This window comes from Caballeronia sp. LZ019, from assembly GCF_031450825.1.
In the GTDB taxonomy this organism is placed as follows: domain Bacteria; phylum Pseudomonadota; class Gammaproteobacteria; order Burkholderiales; family Burkholderiaceae; genus Caballeronia.
This window is the reverse complement of sequence record NZ_JARTVZ010000002.1, coordinates 1,154,089-1,170,405: the sequence shown is the minus strand read 5'-3', so window position 1 is coordinate 1,170,405 and position 16,317 is coordinate 1,154,089. Positions and strand designations below refer to the sequence as shown.

The following is a 16,317-nucleotide window of genomic DNA, read 5'->3' as shown; positions in this document are numbered from 1 at the left end:
TACGTCAGAAAAATATTCGGGCTGCTATCTGCGGTATGGCGCGCTGTCTTCGTCGGTCGCGGCCCATCGGCACGGAATATTGACTGCGCGACCGACGAAACCGGCAGCATTTCCCGATTTCGGCCATTGGTCCGGAAGGATTCTGCAATAGTGGCGGCAAGTCTTTCGAATCAAGGCGCCGCGCACTGTCGAATTTCGAGATGGCGTGCTACATTCCGAGCGCCTTCAAATCCTCGGACATCGGAGCGCGATCATCCGCAGCCCCGATTTTCAGCAACGCCAAAGCACTTTCGTCGGGGCTTGGCGCCCGCAAAATCATCATTCGCACAGGAACTCGGCATGGAAATGGTCGGCGGAAAGCGGCTCGCCCAGGTATTCAGCAACAACCAGACGGAACTGTTGAACGAATGGATCACGCAACAGCACGCCATCGCGTCGCGGCGCGGACTCGTCGGCGAAGCGGAACTGCGCAATCAGTTCTCGCAGTTCGTCGGGCTGCTGCTGACGGCGCTCGGCGCTTCGGACACCGTCAACTTCAAGGGCTCCGAATGGCAGGAAGTGCGCGGGTTTCTCGCGGACATGTCCGGCCAGCGCGCCCGTCAGGGCTTCTCGCCGGTCGAAACCGCGATGTTCGTCTTCTCGCTGAAGCAACCGCTCGTGGCGCGCCTGCGCGCCGCCATGGCGACGGAACCCGCGTTGCTCGCCGATCTGACGTGGACCATCAGCGCGCTCTTCGACGAGCTCGGCCTGTACACGACCGAAGTGTTCCAGGCGAGCCGTGAGCAAGTGATCGTGCGCCAGCAACAGGAGTTGCTCGAACTGTCCACGCCTGTCGTGCAGTTGTGGGACGGCATCCTTGCGTTGCCGCTGATCGGCACGCTCGATTCCGCGCGCACGCAGGTCGTGATGGAAAACCTGCTGCAGAAGATCGTCGAGACGGGCGCGGCCATTTCGATCATCGACATCACCGGCGTGCCGACCGTCGATACGCTTGTCGCACAGCATCTGCTCAAGACGGTCGCCGCCGCGCGCCTGATGGGCGCGGACTGCATCATCAGCGGCATCCGTCCGCAGATCGCGCAGACCATCGTGCATCTCGGCGTGAACCTGTCGAACGTGACGACCAAGGCGACGCTCGCCTCCGCGTTCGTCGTCGCGCTGCAGCGCACCGGCAAGTCGGTGACGGTGGCCGGCGCGCAGGACAACGGGGCGCGCAAGCACGCGGCCGCCGGCATGCACGATTCGTCGTTGCCGGAATGACGGCGCGCGAGTTCTTCCACAGCATGCAACGCGACTGAACAGGGCCACGCGATGGATCGCATTCCAATTCTCACGATGGGCAAGCTGTTGCTCGTCACCATTCAGGTGGACATGCATGACCGCCTCGCGCTCGCGCTGCAGGACGATCTGACGAGCCGCATCGTGAAAGACGGTGCGAACGGCGTGCTGATCGACATTTCATCGCTCGATGTCGTCGATTCCTTCATCGGGCGCATGATCGGCAATACGGCGGCGATGGCGCGCGTGCTCGACGCGCAGACGGTCGTCGTCGGGATGCAGCCTTCGGTCGCGATCACGCTGGTCGAGCTCGGCCTCACGCTGTCGGGCGTGCGGACGGCGCTCAACGTCGAAAAGGGCATGGCGCTCCTTACCGGCGGCGGTGCGGCCTGACGGCCGCAAGTGAACCAGTCCATGATGACTTTTCATCCAACGGCCACGCCGGTCGCCTCGTCTCCGCCCGATACGCTGCCGATCCGCTCCGACGAGCAGATCGTGCGCTTGCGCCAGTTCGTGCGCGAGAAGGCGGTGGCGCAGGGTTTGTCCCTCATCGATCAAACCAAGTTCGTGACGGCGGCGAGCGAGCTGGCACGCAACACGCTCATCTACGGCGGCGGCGGCGACGTGCATTGCACGCTCGTCGAACGCAATGGCCGCCGTGGCCTCAAACTGGAATTCGTCGATAACGGGCCCGGCATTCCCGACATCGCCCGCGCGCTTTCCGACGGCTACACCTCGGGCAGCGGCCTCGGGCTCGGTCTCGGCGGCGCCAAACGCCTGTGCGACGAATTCGATATCCGCTCCGCGCCGGGTGAGGGCACGCACGTCTCGATCACCAAATGGAAACCGTTCTGAAGGAATCAATGGCGGCGCAGCAGCGATACGAGATTGCCGAGGCGAGCCAGATCGCCTTCGCGCGACGCTCGATCGGCGAACTCGCGCGCGGACTCGGTTTCAACGAGACGGTCGCCGGGCAACTGGCGATCGTCGTCACCGAATGCGGGACCAATCTCCTCAAGCACGCCGGAAGCGGCGAACTGCTCGTGCGTCCGCTGATGGACGGCCCGCAGCGGTACGGCATCGAGGTGCTGTGCATCGATCGCGGGCCGGGCATTCAGGACCTTTATCGTTCGTTCGAAGACGGCTATACGACGGCCGGCAGCCCCGGCAACGGCATGGGCGCGATCAGGCGGCTGTCCGGCGAACTCGATATCTGGAGCATGCCGGGCCACGGCACCGTGCTGCGCGCGGTGTGCTGGAACGGGCCGCGCTCCGTATCGCCGAAAGAAGCGCGCGTGACCTACGGCGTGGTGAACCTGCCGCTTCAGACGGAAACCGTGAGCGGCGATGCGTGGTCCTGCCACGCCGGCGACGACGCCTTTACCGTGCTCGTCGCCGATGGCCTCGGCCACGGGCCGCTCGCGAACGTCGCCGCGATCGAGGCGGCGCGCGTGCTCGGCACGCACGGCGATGCGCCGCTCGAACGCATCATGGAGCTCGCCAACGAGGCGCTGCGACCGACGCGTGGCGCGGCGGTCGGCGTGGCGCGCATGCCGGCTGCGCGACTGGCTGCGGGCGGCAAGGTCGCCTTCGCCGGCATCGGCAATATCTCGGCGAGCGTGTGGACGCACGATTCGCACCGGCATCTGGTGTCGCACAGCGGCATCGTCGGGCATTCGGCGCGGCGCGCGCAGCAATTCGACGTGCCTTGCCCACCCGATTCGCTCGTCGTGCTGCATTCGGACGGACTCGGGTCCCGCTGGGATCTCGAACGCTATCCGGGCCTGGGCGCGCGTCATCCGGCGCTCGTCGCCGCGGTGCTCTATCGCGATTTCTCGCGCGGCCGCGACGACGTGACCGTGTTCGTCGCGCGGGCGACGGGAGCCGCATGATGGCGCTTGCGCTCTACTCGATGGGAATCGACGGCGAGCGCGATATCGTCGCCGCTCGTCGCAAGGCGCGCGAGGCGAGCGCCGCGCTCGGTTTCTCGACGCAGGACCAGACGCGCATCTCGACTTCCGTGCTCGAAGCCGCGCGCACGGTGCTGGCGGCCGGCCCGCACGCGCACGCCGAATTTCTGCTCGACAACGCCACGCATCCGCCGCGTTTCGTCGTGCGCTTTCTCGCCGGCGCCGGCGCGCGAGAGCGCCTTCGCGCGATGCAGAGCGATGCGTCGCAGGCGGCGCTCGGCCTGCTCGCCGCCCAACGGTTGATGGACCAGTGCGCGATCGCCGACGATCCCGACGGCGGCACGTCGATCTCGCTCGCGAAGGCGCTGCCCGAGAACGCACCGCTCCATCCGAACGCAGCGCAAACGGTCGCCGCGACGCTCGCGCGCCAGGACAACGAAGACTCGACCGCCGAACTGGCGCGCCAGAACCGCGAACTGATCGGCGCGCTCGCCGATCTGCGCGAGCGCCAGGAAGAGCTGACGCGTCTCACGCGCGAGCTCGAGGACACGAACCGCGGCGTCGTCGCGCTGTACGCGGAACTCGATGCGCGCGCGGATCATCTGCGCCGCGCGGATGAATCCAAGTCGCGGTTCCTGTCGAACATGAGCCACGAATTCCGCACGCCGCTTTCGTCGATCCGCGCGCTCTCGAAGCTGCTGCTGGAACGCATCGACGGCGATCTGACGGAAGAGCAGGAGAAGCAGGTGCGCTTCATCCGCAAGGCGGCGGAGGATCTGTCCGAAACCGTCGACGATCTGCTCGATCTCGCGAAGATCGAAGGGGGCAAGATCGAAGTGCGCGCCGCCGAATTCGAAGTGGATACGCTTTTCTCCGCGCTGCGCGGCATGCTGCGTCCGCTCACGCCGGGCAACGCGGTCGAACTGATATTCGAGCCGTGCGAAGGTCTTCCGCCCATTCGCACCGACGAAGCCAAGGTCGCGCAAGTGCTGCGCAACTTCGTGTCGAATGCGCTCAAGTTTACCGAGCGCGGCGAAGTGCGCGTGTCAGCGAGCTATGACGAAGCTCGCCGTCTCATCACGTTCTCGGTGACGGATACGGGCATCGGCATCGCGCCGGAGCATCAGCAGGTCGTGTTCGAGGAGTTCGGGCAGGTCGAGAACCGGCTGCAGCAATACGTCAAGGGCACGGGGCTCGGGCTGCCGCTCTGCCGCAAGCTCTGCAAGCTGCTGGGCGGCGATGTATCGCTCGAAAGCGAACTTGGGCGCGGCTCGACCTTCAGCGCGACGATTCCCGCCTTCTACGGCGCATCCGAGGCCGCGCAGAGCGCCGCGCACGGTGACGCGGGCCCGGCGGTGCTGCTCGTCGCGAGCAATCCTATCGAACGGCTCGATTGCGAAGCCGTGCTGCGGCAGTCGCCGTATCGCACGACGAGCGCCGCCACGCTCGATGAAGCGAGCCGCGCGCTCTCCCGCACGCCGCCCGCCGCGCTGCTGCTGGCCGTGCGGCCCGCGCCGTCGGAAGCGTGGATCTGGCTCGCCGCGCTGCGCGCGCAGGCGGCCACGCGCGACATTCCTGTTGTCGTGCTCGGCGAACCGGAAGACCGAGATGAAGCCGGGGCGCTGGGTGCAGCCGCGTTCGTGCAGAAACCGATTACGGGCGGCGAACTGGCCGGCGTGCTGGACATGGTGTCGGGCAGAGTGAACGGGGCGCTTCGCGGGGAAGGAACGACATCATGAAAAGCGACTGGAGCGAGGTGCTGATCCTCAACGTCGACGATAACGACGGCGCGCGGTACGCGAAGACGCGCATCCTGTCGCGGGCGGGTTTCAACGTGATCGAAGCCGGGACCGGCACCGCCGCGCTCGAACGCGTGCGCGCCGAGTCGCCCGATCTCGTGCTGCTCGACGTGAAGCTGCCCGATATCAACGGACTCGAAGTGTGCCGCCAGATCAAGGCGTCGCCGGAGACGGCGGGGACGCTCGTGCTGCAGACATCGGCGGCGGCGGTGCATAGCCTCGATCGCATTCGCGGTCTCGAAGGCGGCGCGGACAGCTATCTGACCGAGCCCGTCGAGCCGGCCGAACTGATCGCGCACGTGCGCGCGCTGCTGCGCGTGCGGCTTGCGGAAAGCGCGTTGCGCGAGAGCGAAGAACGCTTCCGGCAGCTCGCCGACAATATCGACGATGTCTTCTGGATGCTCGATCCCGCCGCCAACACGCTGCTTTACGTGAGCCCCGCCTATGCGCGGCTGTGGGATTCCGGCGAAGGCGCGCCCCCGCCGCACCCCGGCGCGGATCACTGGTCCGGCGAGATTCATCCGCTCGACCGCGAACATGTGGCGGCGGCGTATCGGCAATTGCTTGCGAGCGGCGCGCCGTATCAGGTCGAATACCGCATCGCGCGGGCGCATGGCGGGCCGCGCTGGGTGGCCGAGCGTGCGTCGCAGGTGCGCGGCGCGGATGGGCGGCCGGTGCGGATTGCGGGCATCGTCAACGATATCTCCGAGCGCAAGGCCGCCGAGATGCTGTTGCGCGACGCGGATCGCCGCAAGGATGAATTTCTCGCGATGCTCGCGCACGAGCTGCGCAATCCGCTCGCGCCGATCCGCAATGCGGTCGATCTGCTCGATCCGCAACGCGCGCCCTCTGTGCAGCACTTCGCGACGGTGCGAACGATCATCGACCGCCAGGTGCGGCACCTGAGCCGTCTTGTCGACGATCTGCTCGATGTCGCGCGCATCACGCAGGGCAAGATCACGCTGCGTCAGGAAACGGTGGACGTGGCGGCGGCGGTGGAAGCAGCGATCGAGACCGCGCAGCCCGCGCTGGAGCGCAAGCGTCACAAGCTCACGACGCGACTCGCGGATGCGCCGCTCTACATCGTCGGCGACAGCGTGCGCATTGCGCAGGTGTTCGGCAATCTGCTGTCGAATGCGTCGAAGTACAGCCTCGAGGAAGGCGAGATCGCGATCGAGACCGCGCAGTTCGGCGACGAAGTGCGGATCGCGGTGCGCGACAAGGGTATCGGCATCACAGCGGACATCCTGCCGCATATTTTCGATCTGTTCGTGCAGTCCGAAACATCGCTGGAACGCTCGGAGGGCGGGCTCGGCATCGGCTTGCCGCTCGCAAAGACGCTCGTCGAACTGCAGGGCGGGCGTATCGAGGCGCATTCGGCGGGGCCGCAGCAGGGCAGCGAGTTCGTCGTGTGGCTGCCGCTTGCGAACGAGCCGCCGCCCGCGCCGCATCATGCCGACGAAGCGCCGCGCGTGACGGGCGGCAAGCGCGTGTTGCTCGTCGATGACAGCGTCGACGCGGCGACCGCGATGGCGCTGCTGCTCGAAGCGGACGGCTTCGACGTACGCACCGCGCACGAAGGGGCCGAGGCGTTGGAGATCGCGGAGGCGTTCTTGCCGCAGATCGTGCTGCTCGATATCGGCTTGCCCGGCATGGATGGCTACAGGCTGGCTGCGGAAATGCGCACGCGCCCCGCTACCGCCGATGCGTTGCTGATCGCCGTGACGGGATACGGCCAGGCGCATGACCGTCAGCGATCGAAGGAAGCGGGCTTCGATCATCATCTCGTGAAGCCGGTGGCTTTTGCCGAGATTCAGCGGGCTGTGCAGGGAAGGTTCGGGGAGTAGGGGCGTTGCTCGGACGCTTCACAAGCATTGCCGGACGATCTCCGGGACGACGAGTGTGAGCACCATCGGAGCGATGACTTTCAGGGCGCGGAGGATGCGCTCGGGCGGGGCACGGCTCCCGCACGGCCGACTAAGTGCAGGCCGCAAGACCTGCAGTTGCTTGCCGCGCGGAGGACAGGCGGCTGGCTACAGCGAAGACGCGGAATTTCCGAATCGAGGCAGGATGCCGGTCGACGATCGGTGGCGCGAACGGGAGGCCATCCCCTCGATGGAGCGCGCTCTTGTTCATGCGTGCGCCGTCTGCGGCTCGGGCGGCGCGGCGCTCGCGGTAAGTGTCGAGGTCCGCAGCGTTCTTCGGCATCGGTCGTCCTTATGCCTTCGCCGTTGCCGCCCGCGCCCGGTCGATCCACTCGCGGTTGTGCTGCTTAGCGTAGCGCGGCCAGTGTTGGGCGTCGCGCAGGATGTCGGCGAAAAGCGCCTTGGCGCGCGTTGTGTCTTGCGCGTCGTCACGCTTGAGCAGCCATTCCCCGTACAAGCAGCGCGGCGCCGCGTCGCTTGCGCACGTAAGGGCGCGTTCGAACGCGTCGCGAGCTTCCGGCAATTGCAATGCCGCAAGGGTTCTCGCATGCAGCAGGCTGGCCTCCGGCTCCTGCCGCGCGGCCGGCAGGATCGAGAAGAGCTTATTGAGCGTGGCATTCGCGGCTGCCGGCTGTTGCGCCGAGAACTGCGCATCGGCGAGCGTGCGTAACAGTGCGGGGTCATCGGCGAATGGACCGCTTGCCGCTTGCTCGAGATGTTCGAGCGACTCCTGCGCCTTGCCCGCTGCGAGCAGCGCCTGACCGAGCCGTAGACGATGCTGCACGCTCGGCGCGCGATCCAGATCGTTGCGCGCCTCTCGCACGGCCCGGTTCGGGTCGATGAATCGCGTGACGGTGCGGGTTGCGGCACGCGCGCGATGCGAATGCTTCAGATCGGGCAAGTAGATCGCGAAGAAATATACGACGCTACCCAGCAACGGAAACACGAACAAGATGTACAGCCAGTACATCTCCTGGCGATTACGGACGGCATGGTAGGCGAAGAACAAGGCGATGATCACATGCGCCCCAATGCCGAGGAAAGAAAATTCGGAATAAAGGCTCAACAGCAAGTCGGTCATGGTGTTGTCGTTATGGTTCGTTGTTCTTAGCAGATCCGTCTGCCGCTTCCCGTTGTCGCTTTAGTTTGCCGCCACCCAGACGGAATCGAGATTGCGCAGATCGCCTTGAGTCACCGCGAGCTTCTGCTGCGCAATAAGCTGCGCGAATCGCCATTTGCAGAAGAGATCGCTGCGTCCAGAACGATGCATCGCCGCGCCGAGCAGCTCGCCGCTCAGCAGCTTGACCGGCGCCGTGCTGGCGAGCGCAGCGAATTCGGCGTCGTAGCGATCGATCGGATACGACACGAGACGCCCGCTTTCACAGACTCGCACGGCATCGCCGTCCTGCTTGAGCGCGGCCCAGTCGTTCGCGAGTTGCGCGCGCATTGCCGGCGTGCACGGCGTGCGCGCGGAGACGAGCGAGGCCGCCTGATCGATGTCGAGCGCAAGCGCCTGACCTTTCGGTATCGAGCGCGCGATGTCGCGCAGGCTCACGTCGATCTCGCTGACTGTCACGGCGGCATCCCTGAGCCACCAATGCGCGCGTCGGCGCAGCGCCTGCTCTGCGTCGGCGTGCTCCGCCCAGATCACGACTTCCGATGCATCGCGTACGAGCTGACCGAACCGGCGATTCATGTCGCGCAGCTCGCCGTACCAGTCCATCTTCGCTTCGTCTTCGTGGTCGAAACCGCCGCATGCGAAGAGCGCCTTCATGAAGGCAACGCGGGCGTCGGGCGCGTCCGTATCGACATCGGCGAGCGGGCCGATCGAGCCATCGTCCAGTATCTCGATGACCGGCTCGCGCAACGACGCGCGCAACATTGCCGCAGCCGAACCGCCCTGGCACAGGTGATGGATGGGTTTCATGAGCTCCTCCGTTCAGCTACGCGCCTGCCGGTGCAGCCGGCGCAAAGGCGCTGACTATAGCCGAATCCTCATCTCGAATTTAGTGGGCGCGTGAGTTCATCGTCTCGCTCTCGATACCGCCCAGCGCCTGGAAGAGAGCAGCCGTATCGGCAAGACGGCTTGCATGGGCGATCGTGCGATCGAGCTGCGTTTGCAGCGCCTGTCTTTGCGTATCGAGCATATCGAAGCGGCTCACGCCGCCTGCCGTGAAGCGTGCACGGGCGGTCGCAAGGTTCGCTTGCGCCTCGTTCGCTGCGATATCGCGGGCGCGCACGGCGTGGGCATCGTTTTGCAGCGCGGTCAACGCATCCGCGACTTGCTGAAGCGCGCCGAGCACGGTCTCGCGATACGCGCTCGTCGCGGCGTCGCGGGCGGCTTCCGCCGAGCGCTTTCTCGCACGCAGCTCGCCGCCGCGAAAGAGCGGCTGCGACAGGCCGAGTCCGATGTTCCACACGTTCATCCTGTCGAACATGTCGTGGATATTCGTGCGCTGCGAGCCGGCGCTCGCCGATAGCGAGAACTTCGGATACAGGTCTGCCGTCGCCACGCCGACGTTCGCGTTCGCCTGATGCAGCAGCGCTTCGGACGCGCGAATGTCGGGGCGTTCGCGGGCGAGCGTCGACGGCAGCGTAAGCGGGACGTCATCGGGTACGCGCAGGGTATCGAGCGTGAGCGCGTCGAAGTCCGCGTTCGACGGCTCGACGCCCAGCAGAATCGCGAGCCGGTGATCGGCTGCATCGCGCTCGGCGAGGAGTGCGGGCAGGCTCGCGCGCGTTTGCTCGACGAGCGTGCGTTGGCTGCGCACATCGAAGCGTGACACGCCGCCGGCCGTCATGCGCGCTTCCATGATCGAAAGCTGCTGCGCCTGCGCATCCACGATGCCCTGCGTCAGCGTGATCCGGGCCTGCAACGATGCCCGTCGAATGGCGGTCGAAACGACGTTGCCTGCAATCGACAGGCGGGCTGCATCGAGTTCGAACGCCTGATAGTCGACTTGCGCGCGCAGTGCTTCGAGCGCACGCCGGTCGCCGCCGAAGAGGTCGAGCGAATACGTCACGTTCACCGATGCATCGTATAGCGTGAAGGGACCGGGACTCGGCACCGGCACGCCGAACGCGGCGGGGTCCACTTTCTGCCGCGAGCCGGAGAGCGAAGCATCGACCGCGGGATAATAGGCGGCGCCCGCTTGCGCCCGGTAGTCCTCGCGCGCTTGCGTCAGCCGCGCGCGGGCTTGCGCGACCGTGGGGCTGTTGCGCAATGCCTCATCGACGAGGCGGTTCAGCGCATCGGATGCGAATTGCTTCCACCATTGCGGTAGCGCGTGATCGGCAATCGGCAAAGCGGGCGACGCGCTTCGCGTGTAGGTTTGCGTATCGGGCGCGGCGGGCGCGTGAAAGTCCGGGCCGACGGTGCAGCCGCCGAGCAAGAGCACGCATACGGCTAGTCTGGTTTTCATCGGCGTGTCTCCTAGTCGAGCGTGCGTTTGTAGAAACGCAGCGCGATACCCATGACGATCAGCGTGAAAAGCGCCATCGGCCACACGGACGGCCACAAGTCTGCCCAGCCGTTTCCCTTCAGGAGAATGCCGCGAATGAGACGGTTGAAATAGGTGAGCGGCAACAGGTTGCCGATGAATTGCGCCCACTTCGGCATGCCCGAGAACGGGAACATGAAGCCGGACAGCAGGATATTCGGCAGGAAATAGAAGACGGTGAGCTGCATGGCCTGCAACTGATTCTGCGCAAGCGACGACAGCGTGATGCCGACCGTCAGGTTCGCGGCGATGAAGAGCAGCGCAGCCAGATAGATGGCGACGGGATTGCCGATCAATGGAACGCCGAAGACGAAGCGCGTCGCCACGAGAATGATCGTCGCCTGTATCAGTCCGATGAACACATAAGGCACGATCTTTCCCGTCATCACTTCGACAGGACGCACGGGTGTTGCAAGCAGATTCTCCATCGTGCCGCGTTCGCGTTCGCGCGTGATGGCGAGGCCCGTCATCATCACGAGGGTCATCGTCAGGATCACGCCCATGAGGCCCGGCACCACGTTGTATTGCGTGATGCCTTCGGGGTTGTAGAGATTGTGGACGCGTACGTCGAATGCGGCGGGCGCGCCATTGAGCGGTGCAAGCGGGCCGGTGATGTCTTTGGACGCGACAGAGCGAACGAGGCCGTTCAGCGCGTTCGTTGCCTTGCTGACCGCGTTGGGATCGGTCGCGTCCGCTTCGAGGAGCAATGCGGGACGTTCTCCGCGCAGGAGCTTGCGCGAGAAATCCGTCGGAATGTTCAGCACGAACAGTACGCGGCCTTGTGCGAGCGCGCGCCGGCCGGCTTCGTCATCGGGAAGCGTTTCGACGATATAAAAGTACTCCGAATTATGCATCGCGGCGATGAAGCTCCGCGTGAACGGGCTGGATTCCCCGGCGATGACCGCAGTGGGCAAGTGCTTCGGATCGGTGTTGATCGCATAGCCGAAGAGCGCGAGCTGCACGATCGGCAAGCCGACGATCATGCCGAACGTGATCCGGTCGCGCCGCAGTTGCAGGAACTCCTTGAGCACGATGCTCCACCAGCGCATCAGCGAGAAACCGTTGCGCGCACTCATGACTTCGCCTTGAAGTTATCGGTCGAGCGGCTCATCAGGTAGATGAACACGTCTTCGAGTCCCGTGTCGATCTGCTCGGCGCGCAACGCGGTGTGCTTCACTGCATCGCTGATTGCGCGCTCGAGCGCGGCATGGTCGCTGCCGCTTGCATGCAGCGTCGAGCCGAACACGACGGTCTGATCGATGCCCGGCGTCTTGCGCAGCCGTTCCGAGAGTGCGCTCAACTGGTCGCCATGGATGCGCCATGTCGCGAGCCCTTGCGATGCGATCACTTCGTTCGCGGTGCCTTGTGCAAGCAGCTTTCCGTATGCGATGTAGGCGAGCTTGTGGCAGCGCTCGGCTTCGTCCATGTAGTGCGTGCTGACCAGAACCGAGATACCGTTCGCAGCCAGCCGATGCAACTCCTCCCAGAAGTCCCGACGCGCGGTGGGATCGACGCCGGCGGTGGGCTCGTCGAGCAGGAGCAGCCGGGGTTGGTGCAGCATGCATGCAGCGAGCGCGAGACGTTGCTTCCAGCCGCCCGAAAGCGATCCGGTCAACTGGTTTGCGCGGCTCTGCAGGCCGAGGGATTCGAGCGAACTGTCCACCACTTGCCGGCGATTGGGCATCTGATAGATGCGCGCGACGAAGTCGAGGTTCTCGCGGATGGTCAGGTCTTCCCAATACGAGAAGCGTTGCGTCATATAGCCGACGTTGCGCTTGATCTGCTCGCTTTCGCGCACGATGTCGTAGCCGAGGCAGGTGCCGCTGCCTGAATCAGGCGTGAGCAGGCCGCACATCAGGCGTATGGACGTGGTCTTGCCGCTTCCGTTCGGCCCGAGAAAGCCGAAGATTTCGCCGCGCGCGACTTGCAGCGAGACATCGTTGACGACGTGCTTGTCGCCGAAGTGCTTGTTGAGCTTGTGCACGTCGATGACGTACTGCGGTTCATGCTTGCCGGCCGGCTCGCTCATGGCAGCCTCACTGCGACGGGCTGGCCCGGATGCAGCGTGCGCGCATCGGCTGCATTGGCGTGCGCCTCGATCATGAAGACGAGCTTGGCCCGGCTTGCATTGCTGTAGATGACGGGCGGCGTGTACTCGGCTTGCTGCGAGATGTAGGTAACTTTCGCGGCGACATCGGCGGTGCAGCCGTCGCAATGAATCGACACGGCACGTCCGGTAGCCAGCGCACCGACCACGCGTTCCGGCACGAAGAAGCGCACCTTGACGTTCCCGGGCGGCAACATCTGCACGACGGGACTGCCTGCCTGCACCCACTCGCCAGGACGATAGAGGGTGTCGTACACGAGGCCATCGGCGGGGGCCGCGACACGCTTCTGATCGAGCTTCCATCGCGCTTGCGCGACGACAGCCTCGGCGGCTGCAACTTGCGCTCGCTGCGCCGCGATCTGCTGCGGACGTCCAGGCAAACGCGCGATATCGACCTGTTCCGTCAGGTCGCGCACCTGCGCGGCAGTGGCGTCCGCGTTGGCGCGCGAGTCGTCGAGCTGTCCCTTCGGGATGCCGCCTGCATCGTATTGCGCTTCATCGCGGCTCAGTTGCAGCGCGGCCTTGCGTGCGTTCGCCCGTGCCCGCGCGAGCTGCGCTCGCACGGATGCGACTTCGGGCGCGCGCTTGCCGGTGAGTATGTCTTCGAGTTGCGATTGCGTCGCGGCCAGTTGCCGTTTCGCCTGATCGAGGGCTGCGGTCTCATCGGCGGATTCCAGCGCGAACAATGGGGTTCCCGCCGCTATCGTCTGTCCCCGCGCGATGGACAAGTCGACGAGCTTGCCCGCCTGCGACGACCCGACATAGACGAACTCGCCCTCGACGTAGCCCTGAAACAAGTTGGGGTCTTCACGCGAGCACGCCGCGAGCAGCGTCGCGGCAAGCACACATGAACAGAGTGAAACGCGAAAAATCCGGAGCATCGCTCGCTCCCTGGGTTACTCGTCCGGGTTGTTTGGTTGGTCTACCAAACAATACGTGACGCGATTCACGGCTGTCAAGCAAGGCCCCCGGGAATAGATCGCGATGTGCGCGGGTTAACCAAGCGAACCTCGATGCTTGAATCCCGGGTCGAGCGAATCGGATGCAGCGGGCATCGCCCTCTGCGCTCGATGAGGTTTGCGAATCGCGCGCGATCTCACTCAACCTTATGTCGGAGTCTCTTTATCATGAATAGCATCGCCAAAGTCGTCGTGTCGGTTGCCGCGATCGTCGCACCGGCCTTATCCTTCGCGCAGAGCAATAGCGCGCCGCTCACTCGCGCGCAAGTCCGGGCCGAGCTGGCGCAACTCCAGGCCGCCGGGTATTCAACGGCGGCGGGAGAAAATGCCACTTATCCCGCCGACATTCAGGCGGCTGAGGCAAGGGTCGCCGCGCAGCAGAGCGCGGCCAGCCAATCGTACGGGGGCATGCAGTCGGGCGAAGGGGCCTCGGGAACGATGCAGCGCGGCGCATCGTCCGCGTCGACTTGCGTAGGGCCGGCCGGATTTTGCGTGCCGTTCTTCGGGAGCTGAGCGTTTCGTTCTGAAGCATACGGTGTGGTGGCGGCGGCGGTCGGTCGTTAATCGGTGGCTGGCGCCGCTTTATTGAGCAGCGGAGACGAGAAGAAAAATAATTGAGAAAAGGGGGTTGACCTCTTGTTGCTGCCCAGACATAATCTCGTTCTCTGCTGCTGACGCAGCGACGCAAGACGAAGCGGGAAGGTCTAGCGAATGTTCTTTAAAAACTAACAGCCGATAAGTGTGGGCGCTTGATGGCGAGTGTGGTTCTGGTGCTTAGGTGCTGGAGCGACAAGCAAAAGTAATCAAGAGTCTCACACGAAGTATTAAGAGGAAGGTTTATCTGTCTTCTGACGGATTAATCATCGTCAGTACGTTGAGTGAGCGACCGGTTTCTAACGGAACCGAAAAACAGTAACAGGGTTTGAACTGAAGAGTTTGATCCTGGCTCAGATTGAACGCTGGCGGCATGCCTTACACATGCAAGTCGGACGGCAGCGCGGGCTTCGGCCTGGCGGCGAGTGGCGAACGGGTGAGTAATACATCGGAACGTGTCCTGTAGTGGGGGATAGCCCGGCGAAAGCCGGATTAATACCGCATACGATCTACGGAGGAAAGCGGGGGATCTTCGGACCTCGCGCTGCAGGGGCGGCCGATGGCAGATTAGCTAGTTGGTGGGGTAAAGGCCTACCAAGGCGACGATCTGTAGCTGGTCTGAGAGGACGACCAGCCACACTGGGACTGAGACACGGCCCAGACTCCTACGGGAGGCAGCAGTGGGGAATTTTGGACAATGGGGGCAACCCTGATCCAGCAATGCCGCGTGTGTGAAGAAGGCCTTCGGGTTGTAAAGCACTTTTGTCCGGAAAGAAAACTTCGTCCCTAATATGGATGGAGGATGACGGTACCGGAAGAATAAGCACCGGCTAACTACGTGCCAGCAGCCGCGGTAATACGTAGGGTGCGAGCGTTAATCGGAATTACTGGGCGTAAAGCGTGCGCAGGCGGTCTGTTAAGACCGATGTGAAATCCCCGGGCTTAACCTGGGAACTGCATTGGTGACTGGCAGGCTTTGAGTGTGGCAGAGGGAGGTAGAATTCCACGTGTAGCAGTGAAATGCGTAGAGATGTGGAGGAATACCGATGGCGAAGGCAGCCTCCTGGGCCAACACTGACGCTCATGCACGAAAGCGTGGGGAGCAAACAGGATTAGATACCCTGGTAGTCCACGCCCTAAACGATGTCAACTAGTTGTTGGGGATTCATTTCCTTAGTAACGTAGCTAACGCGTGAAGTTGACCGCCTGGGGAGTACGGTCGCAAGATTAAAACTCAAAGGAATTGACGGGGACCCGCACAAGCGGTGGATGATGTGGATTAATTCGATGCAACGCGAAAAACCTTACCTACCCTTGACATGGTCGGAACCCTGCTGAAAGGTGGGGGTGCTCGAAAGAGAACCGGCGCACAGGTGCTGCATGGCTGTCGTCAGCTCGTGTCGTGAGATGTTGGGTTAAGTCCCGCAACGAGCGCAACCCTTGTCCTTAGTTGCTACGCAAGAGCACTCTAAGGAGACTGCCGGTGACAAACCGGAGGAAGGTGGGGATGACGTCAAGTCCTCATGGCCCTTATGGGTAGGGCTTCACACGTCATACAATGGTCGGAACAGAGGGTTGCCAAGCCGCGAGGTGGAGCCAATCCCAGAAAACCGATCGTAGTCCGGATCGCAGTCTGCAACTCGACTGCGTGAAGCTGGAATCGCTAGTAATCGCGGATCAGCATGCCGCGGTGAATACGTTCCCGGGTCTTGTACACACCGCCCGTCACACCATGGGAGTGGGTTTCACCAGAAGTAGGTAGCCTAACCGCAAGGAGGGCGCTTACCACGGTGGGATTCATGACTGGGGTGAAGTCGTAACAAGGTAGCCGTATCGGAAGGTGCGGCTGGATCACCTCCTTTCTCGAGCTTCGCGCTTAAAGTTAAGCGCTCACGCTTATCGGCTGTCAGAAAGACAGGCTAAGGGTCTGTAGCTCAGTCGGTTAGAGCACCGTCTTGATAAGGCGGGGGTCGTTGGTTCGAATCCAACCAGACCCACCATCCGAATCAGGCGTGGCTGGGCAACACCTTAGTCAGGCCTCATCGGGGGATTAGCTCAGCTGGGAGAGCACCTGCTTTGCAAGCAGGGGGTCGTCGGTTCGATCCCGTCATCCTCCACCAATCCTCAATGCCTAGCGCTTCGGGTAAGCGTTAAGCATTGGCGATTGCTAGCCAGTTGATGTCGCAAGTATTGAAACACGCTTGTCGGCTAAACGTTCTTTAACAATCTGGAAGAAGTAGTAAAG

General features: G+C 63.7%; 13 protein-coding genes, 2 tRNA genes and 1 rRNA gene. 10 read left to right on the top strand and 6 right to left on the bottom strand.

Features of this window, described 5'->3' with window-relative positions:
- Window positions 1–339: 339 nt before the first annotated feature.
- Genes P9255_RS08450 through P9255_RS08425 form a run of 6 tightly spaced genes read left to right on the top strand, consistent with a single transcriptional unit; the run spans window position 340 to window position 6,834 of the window.
- Window positions 340–1,260 (top strand): STAS domain-containing protein, encoded by a 921-nt coding sequence (locus P9255_RS08450; protein WP_309789344.1) that lies wholly within the window; start codon window positions 340–342, stop codon window positions 1,258–1,260.
- 51 nt (window positions 1,261–1,311) lie between these two features.
- Entirely contained in the window at window positions 1,312–1,671 is a 360-nt protein-coding gene (locus P9255_RS08445; protein ID WP_309766635.1) for an STAS domain-containing protein, read from the top strand.
- 21 nt (window positions 1,672–1,692) lie between these two features.
- Window positions 1,693–2,133, top strand: coding sequence for an anti-sigma regulatory factor (locus P9255_RS08440; protein WP_309766634.1), 441 nt, complete (start codon window positions 1,693–1,695; stop codon window positions 2,131–2,133).
- Window positions 2,118–3,170: an ATP-binding protein/SpoIIE family protein phosphatase gene (locus tag P9255_RS08435; RefSeq protein WP_309766632.1), complete on the top strand. Its 1,053-nt coding sequence runs from the start codon at window positions 2,118–2,120 to the stop codon at window positions 3,168–3,170. The genes P9255_RS08440 and P9255_RS08435 overlap by 16 nt, the downstream gene beginning before the upstream one ends.
- Window positions 3,167–4,927 (top strand): ATP-binding protein, encoded by a 1,761-nt coding sequence (locus tag P9255_RS08430; protein WP_309789342.1) that lies wholly within the window; start codon window positions 3,167–3,169, stop codon window positions 4,925–4,927. The genes P9255_RS08435 and P9255_RS08430 overlap by 4 nt, the downstream gene beginning before the upstream one ends.
- Window positions 4,924–6,834 (top strand): response regulator, encoded by a 1,911-nt coding sequence (locus P9255_RS08425; RefSeq protein WP_309766630.1) that lies wholly within the window; start codon window positions 4,924–4,926, stop codon window positions 6,832–6,834. Before P9255_RS08430 ends, P9255_RS08425 begins: the two co-directional genes overlap by 4 nt.
- A 370-nt stretch (window positions 6,835–7,204) precedes the next feature.
- Here P9255_RS08425 and P9255_RS08420 read toward each other — a convergent pair whose 3' ends face one another.
- The 6 genes from P9255_RS08420 to P9255_RS08395 all read right to left on the bottom strand — a co-directional run bounded on the left by P9255_RS08420 (window position 7,205) and on the right by P9255_RS08395 (window position 13,400).
- Complete coding sequence (locus P9255_RS08420; protein WP_309766629.1) at window positions 7,205–7,993, bottom strand: hypothetical protein; 789 nt, start codon at window positions 7,991–7,993, stop codon at window positions 7,205–7,207.
- Between the two features lie 60 nt (window positions 7,994–8,053).
- Window positions 8,054–8,839: a DUF1835 domain-containing protein gene (locus P9255_RS08415; RefSeq protein WP_309766627.1), complete on the bottom strand. Its 786-nt coding sequence runs from the start codon at window positions 8,837–8,839 to the stop codon at window positions 8,054–8,056.
- A gap of 79 nt (window positions 8,840–8,918) precedes the next feature.
- The gene (locus P9255_RS08410) at window positions 8,919–10,334 is read right to left on the bottom strand and encodes an efflux transporter outer membrane subunit (protein ID WP_309766625.1); all 1,416 of its coding nucleotides are present in this window, start codon (window positions 10,332–10,334) and stop codon (window positions 8,919–8,921) included.
- An 11-nt stretch (window positions 10,335–10,345) separates the two neighbouring features.
- Window positions 10,346–11,488, bottom strand: coding sequence for an ABC transporter permease (locus P9255_RS08405; RefSeq protein ID WP_309766624.1), 1,143 nt, complete (start codon window positions 11,486–11,488; stop codon window positions 10,346–10,348).
- The gene (locus P9255_RS08400; protein WP_309766623.1) at window positions 11,485–12,441 is read right to left on the bottom strand and encodes an ABC transporter ATP-binding protein; all 957 of its coding nucleotides are present in this window, start codon (window positions 12,439–12,441) and stop codon (window positions 11,485–11,487) included. The genes P9255_RS08405 and P9255_RS08400 overlap by 4 nt, the downstream gene beginning before the upstream one ends.
- Window positions 12,438–13,400, bottom strand: a complete 963-nt coding sequence (locus P9255_RS08395) for an HlyD family efflux transporter periplasmic adaptor subunit (RefSeq protein WP_309766622.1) — start codon at window positions 13,398–13,400, stop codon at window positions 12,438–12,440. Before P9255_RS08395 ends, P9255_RS08400 begins: the two co-directional genes overlap by 4 nt.
- 246 nt (window positions 13,401–13,646) lie before the next feature.
- Between P9255_RS08395 and P9255_RS08390 the strand changes: the two genes are divergently transcribed.
- From P9255_RS08390 to P9255_RS08375, 4 genes are all read left to right on the top strand, one after another.
- Entirely contained in the window at window positions 13,647–13,991 is a 345-nt protein-coding gene (locus tag P9255_RS08390) for a DUF4148 domain-containing protein (RefSeq protein WP_309766621.1), read from the top strand.
- A gap of 411 nt (window positions 13,992–14,402) precedes the next feature.
- Window positions 14,403–15,934: ribosomal RNA gene (locus P9255_RS08385) — 16S ribosomal RNA — on the top strand.
- Between the two features lie 61 nt (window positions 15,935–15,995).
- Window positions 15,996–16,072, top strand: a tRNA-Ile gene (locus P9255_RS08380).
- Window positions 16,073–16,116: 44 nt separating this feature from the next.
- Window positions 16,117–16,192: transfer RNA gene (locus P9255_RS08375), tRNA-Ala, on the top strand.
- Window positions 16,193–16,317 lie beyond the last annotated feature (125 nt).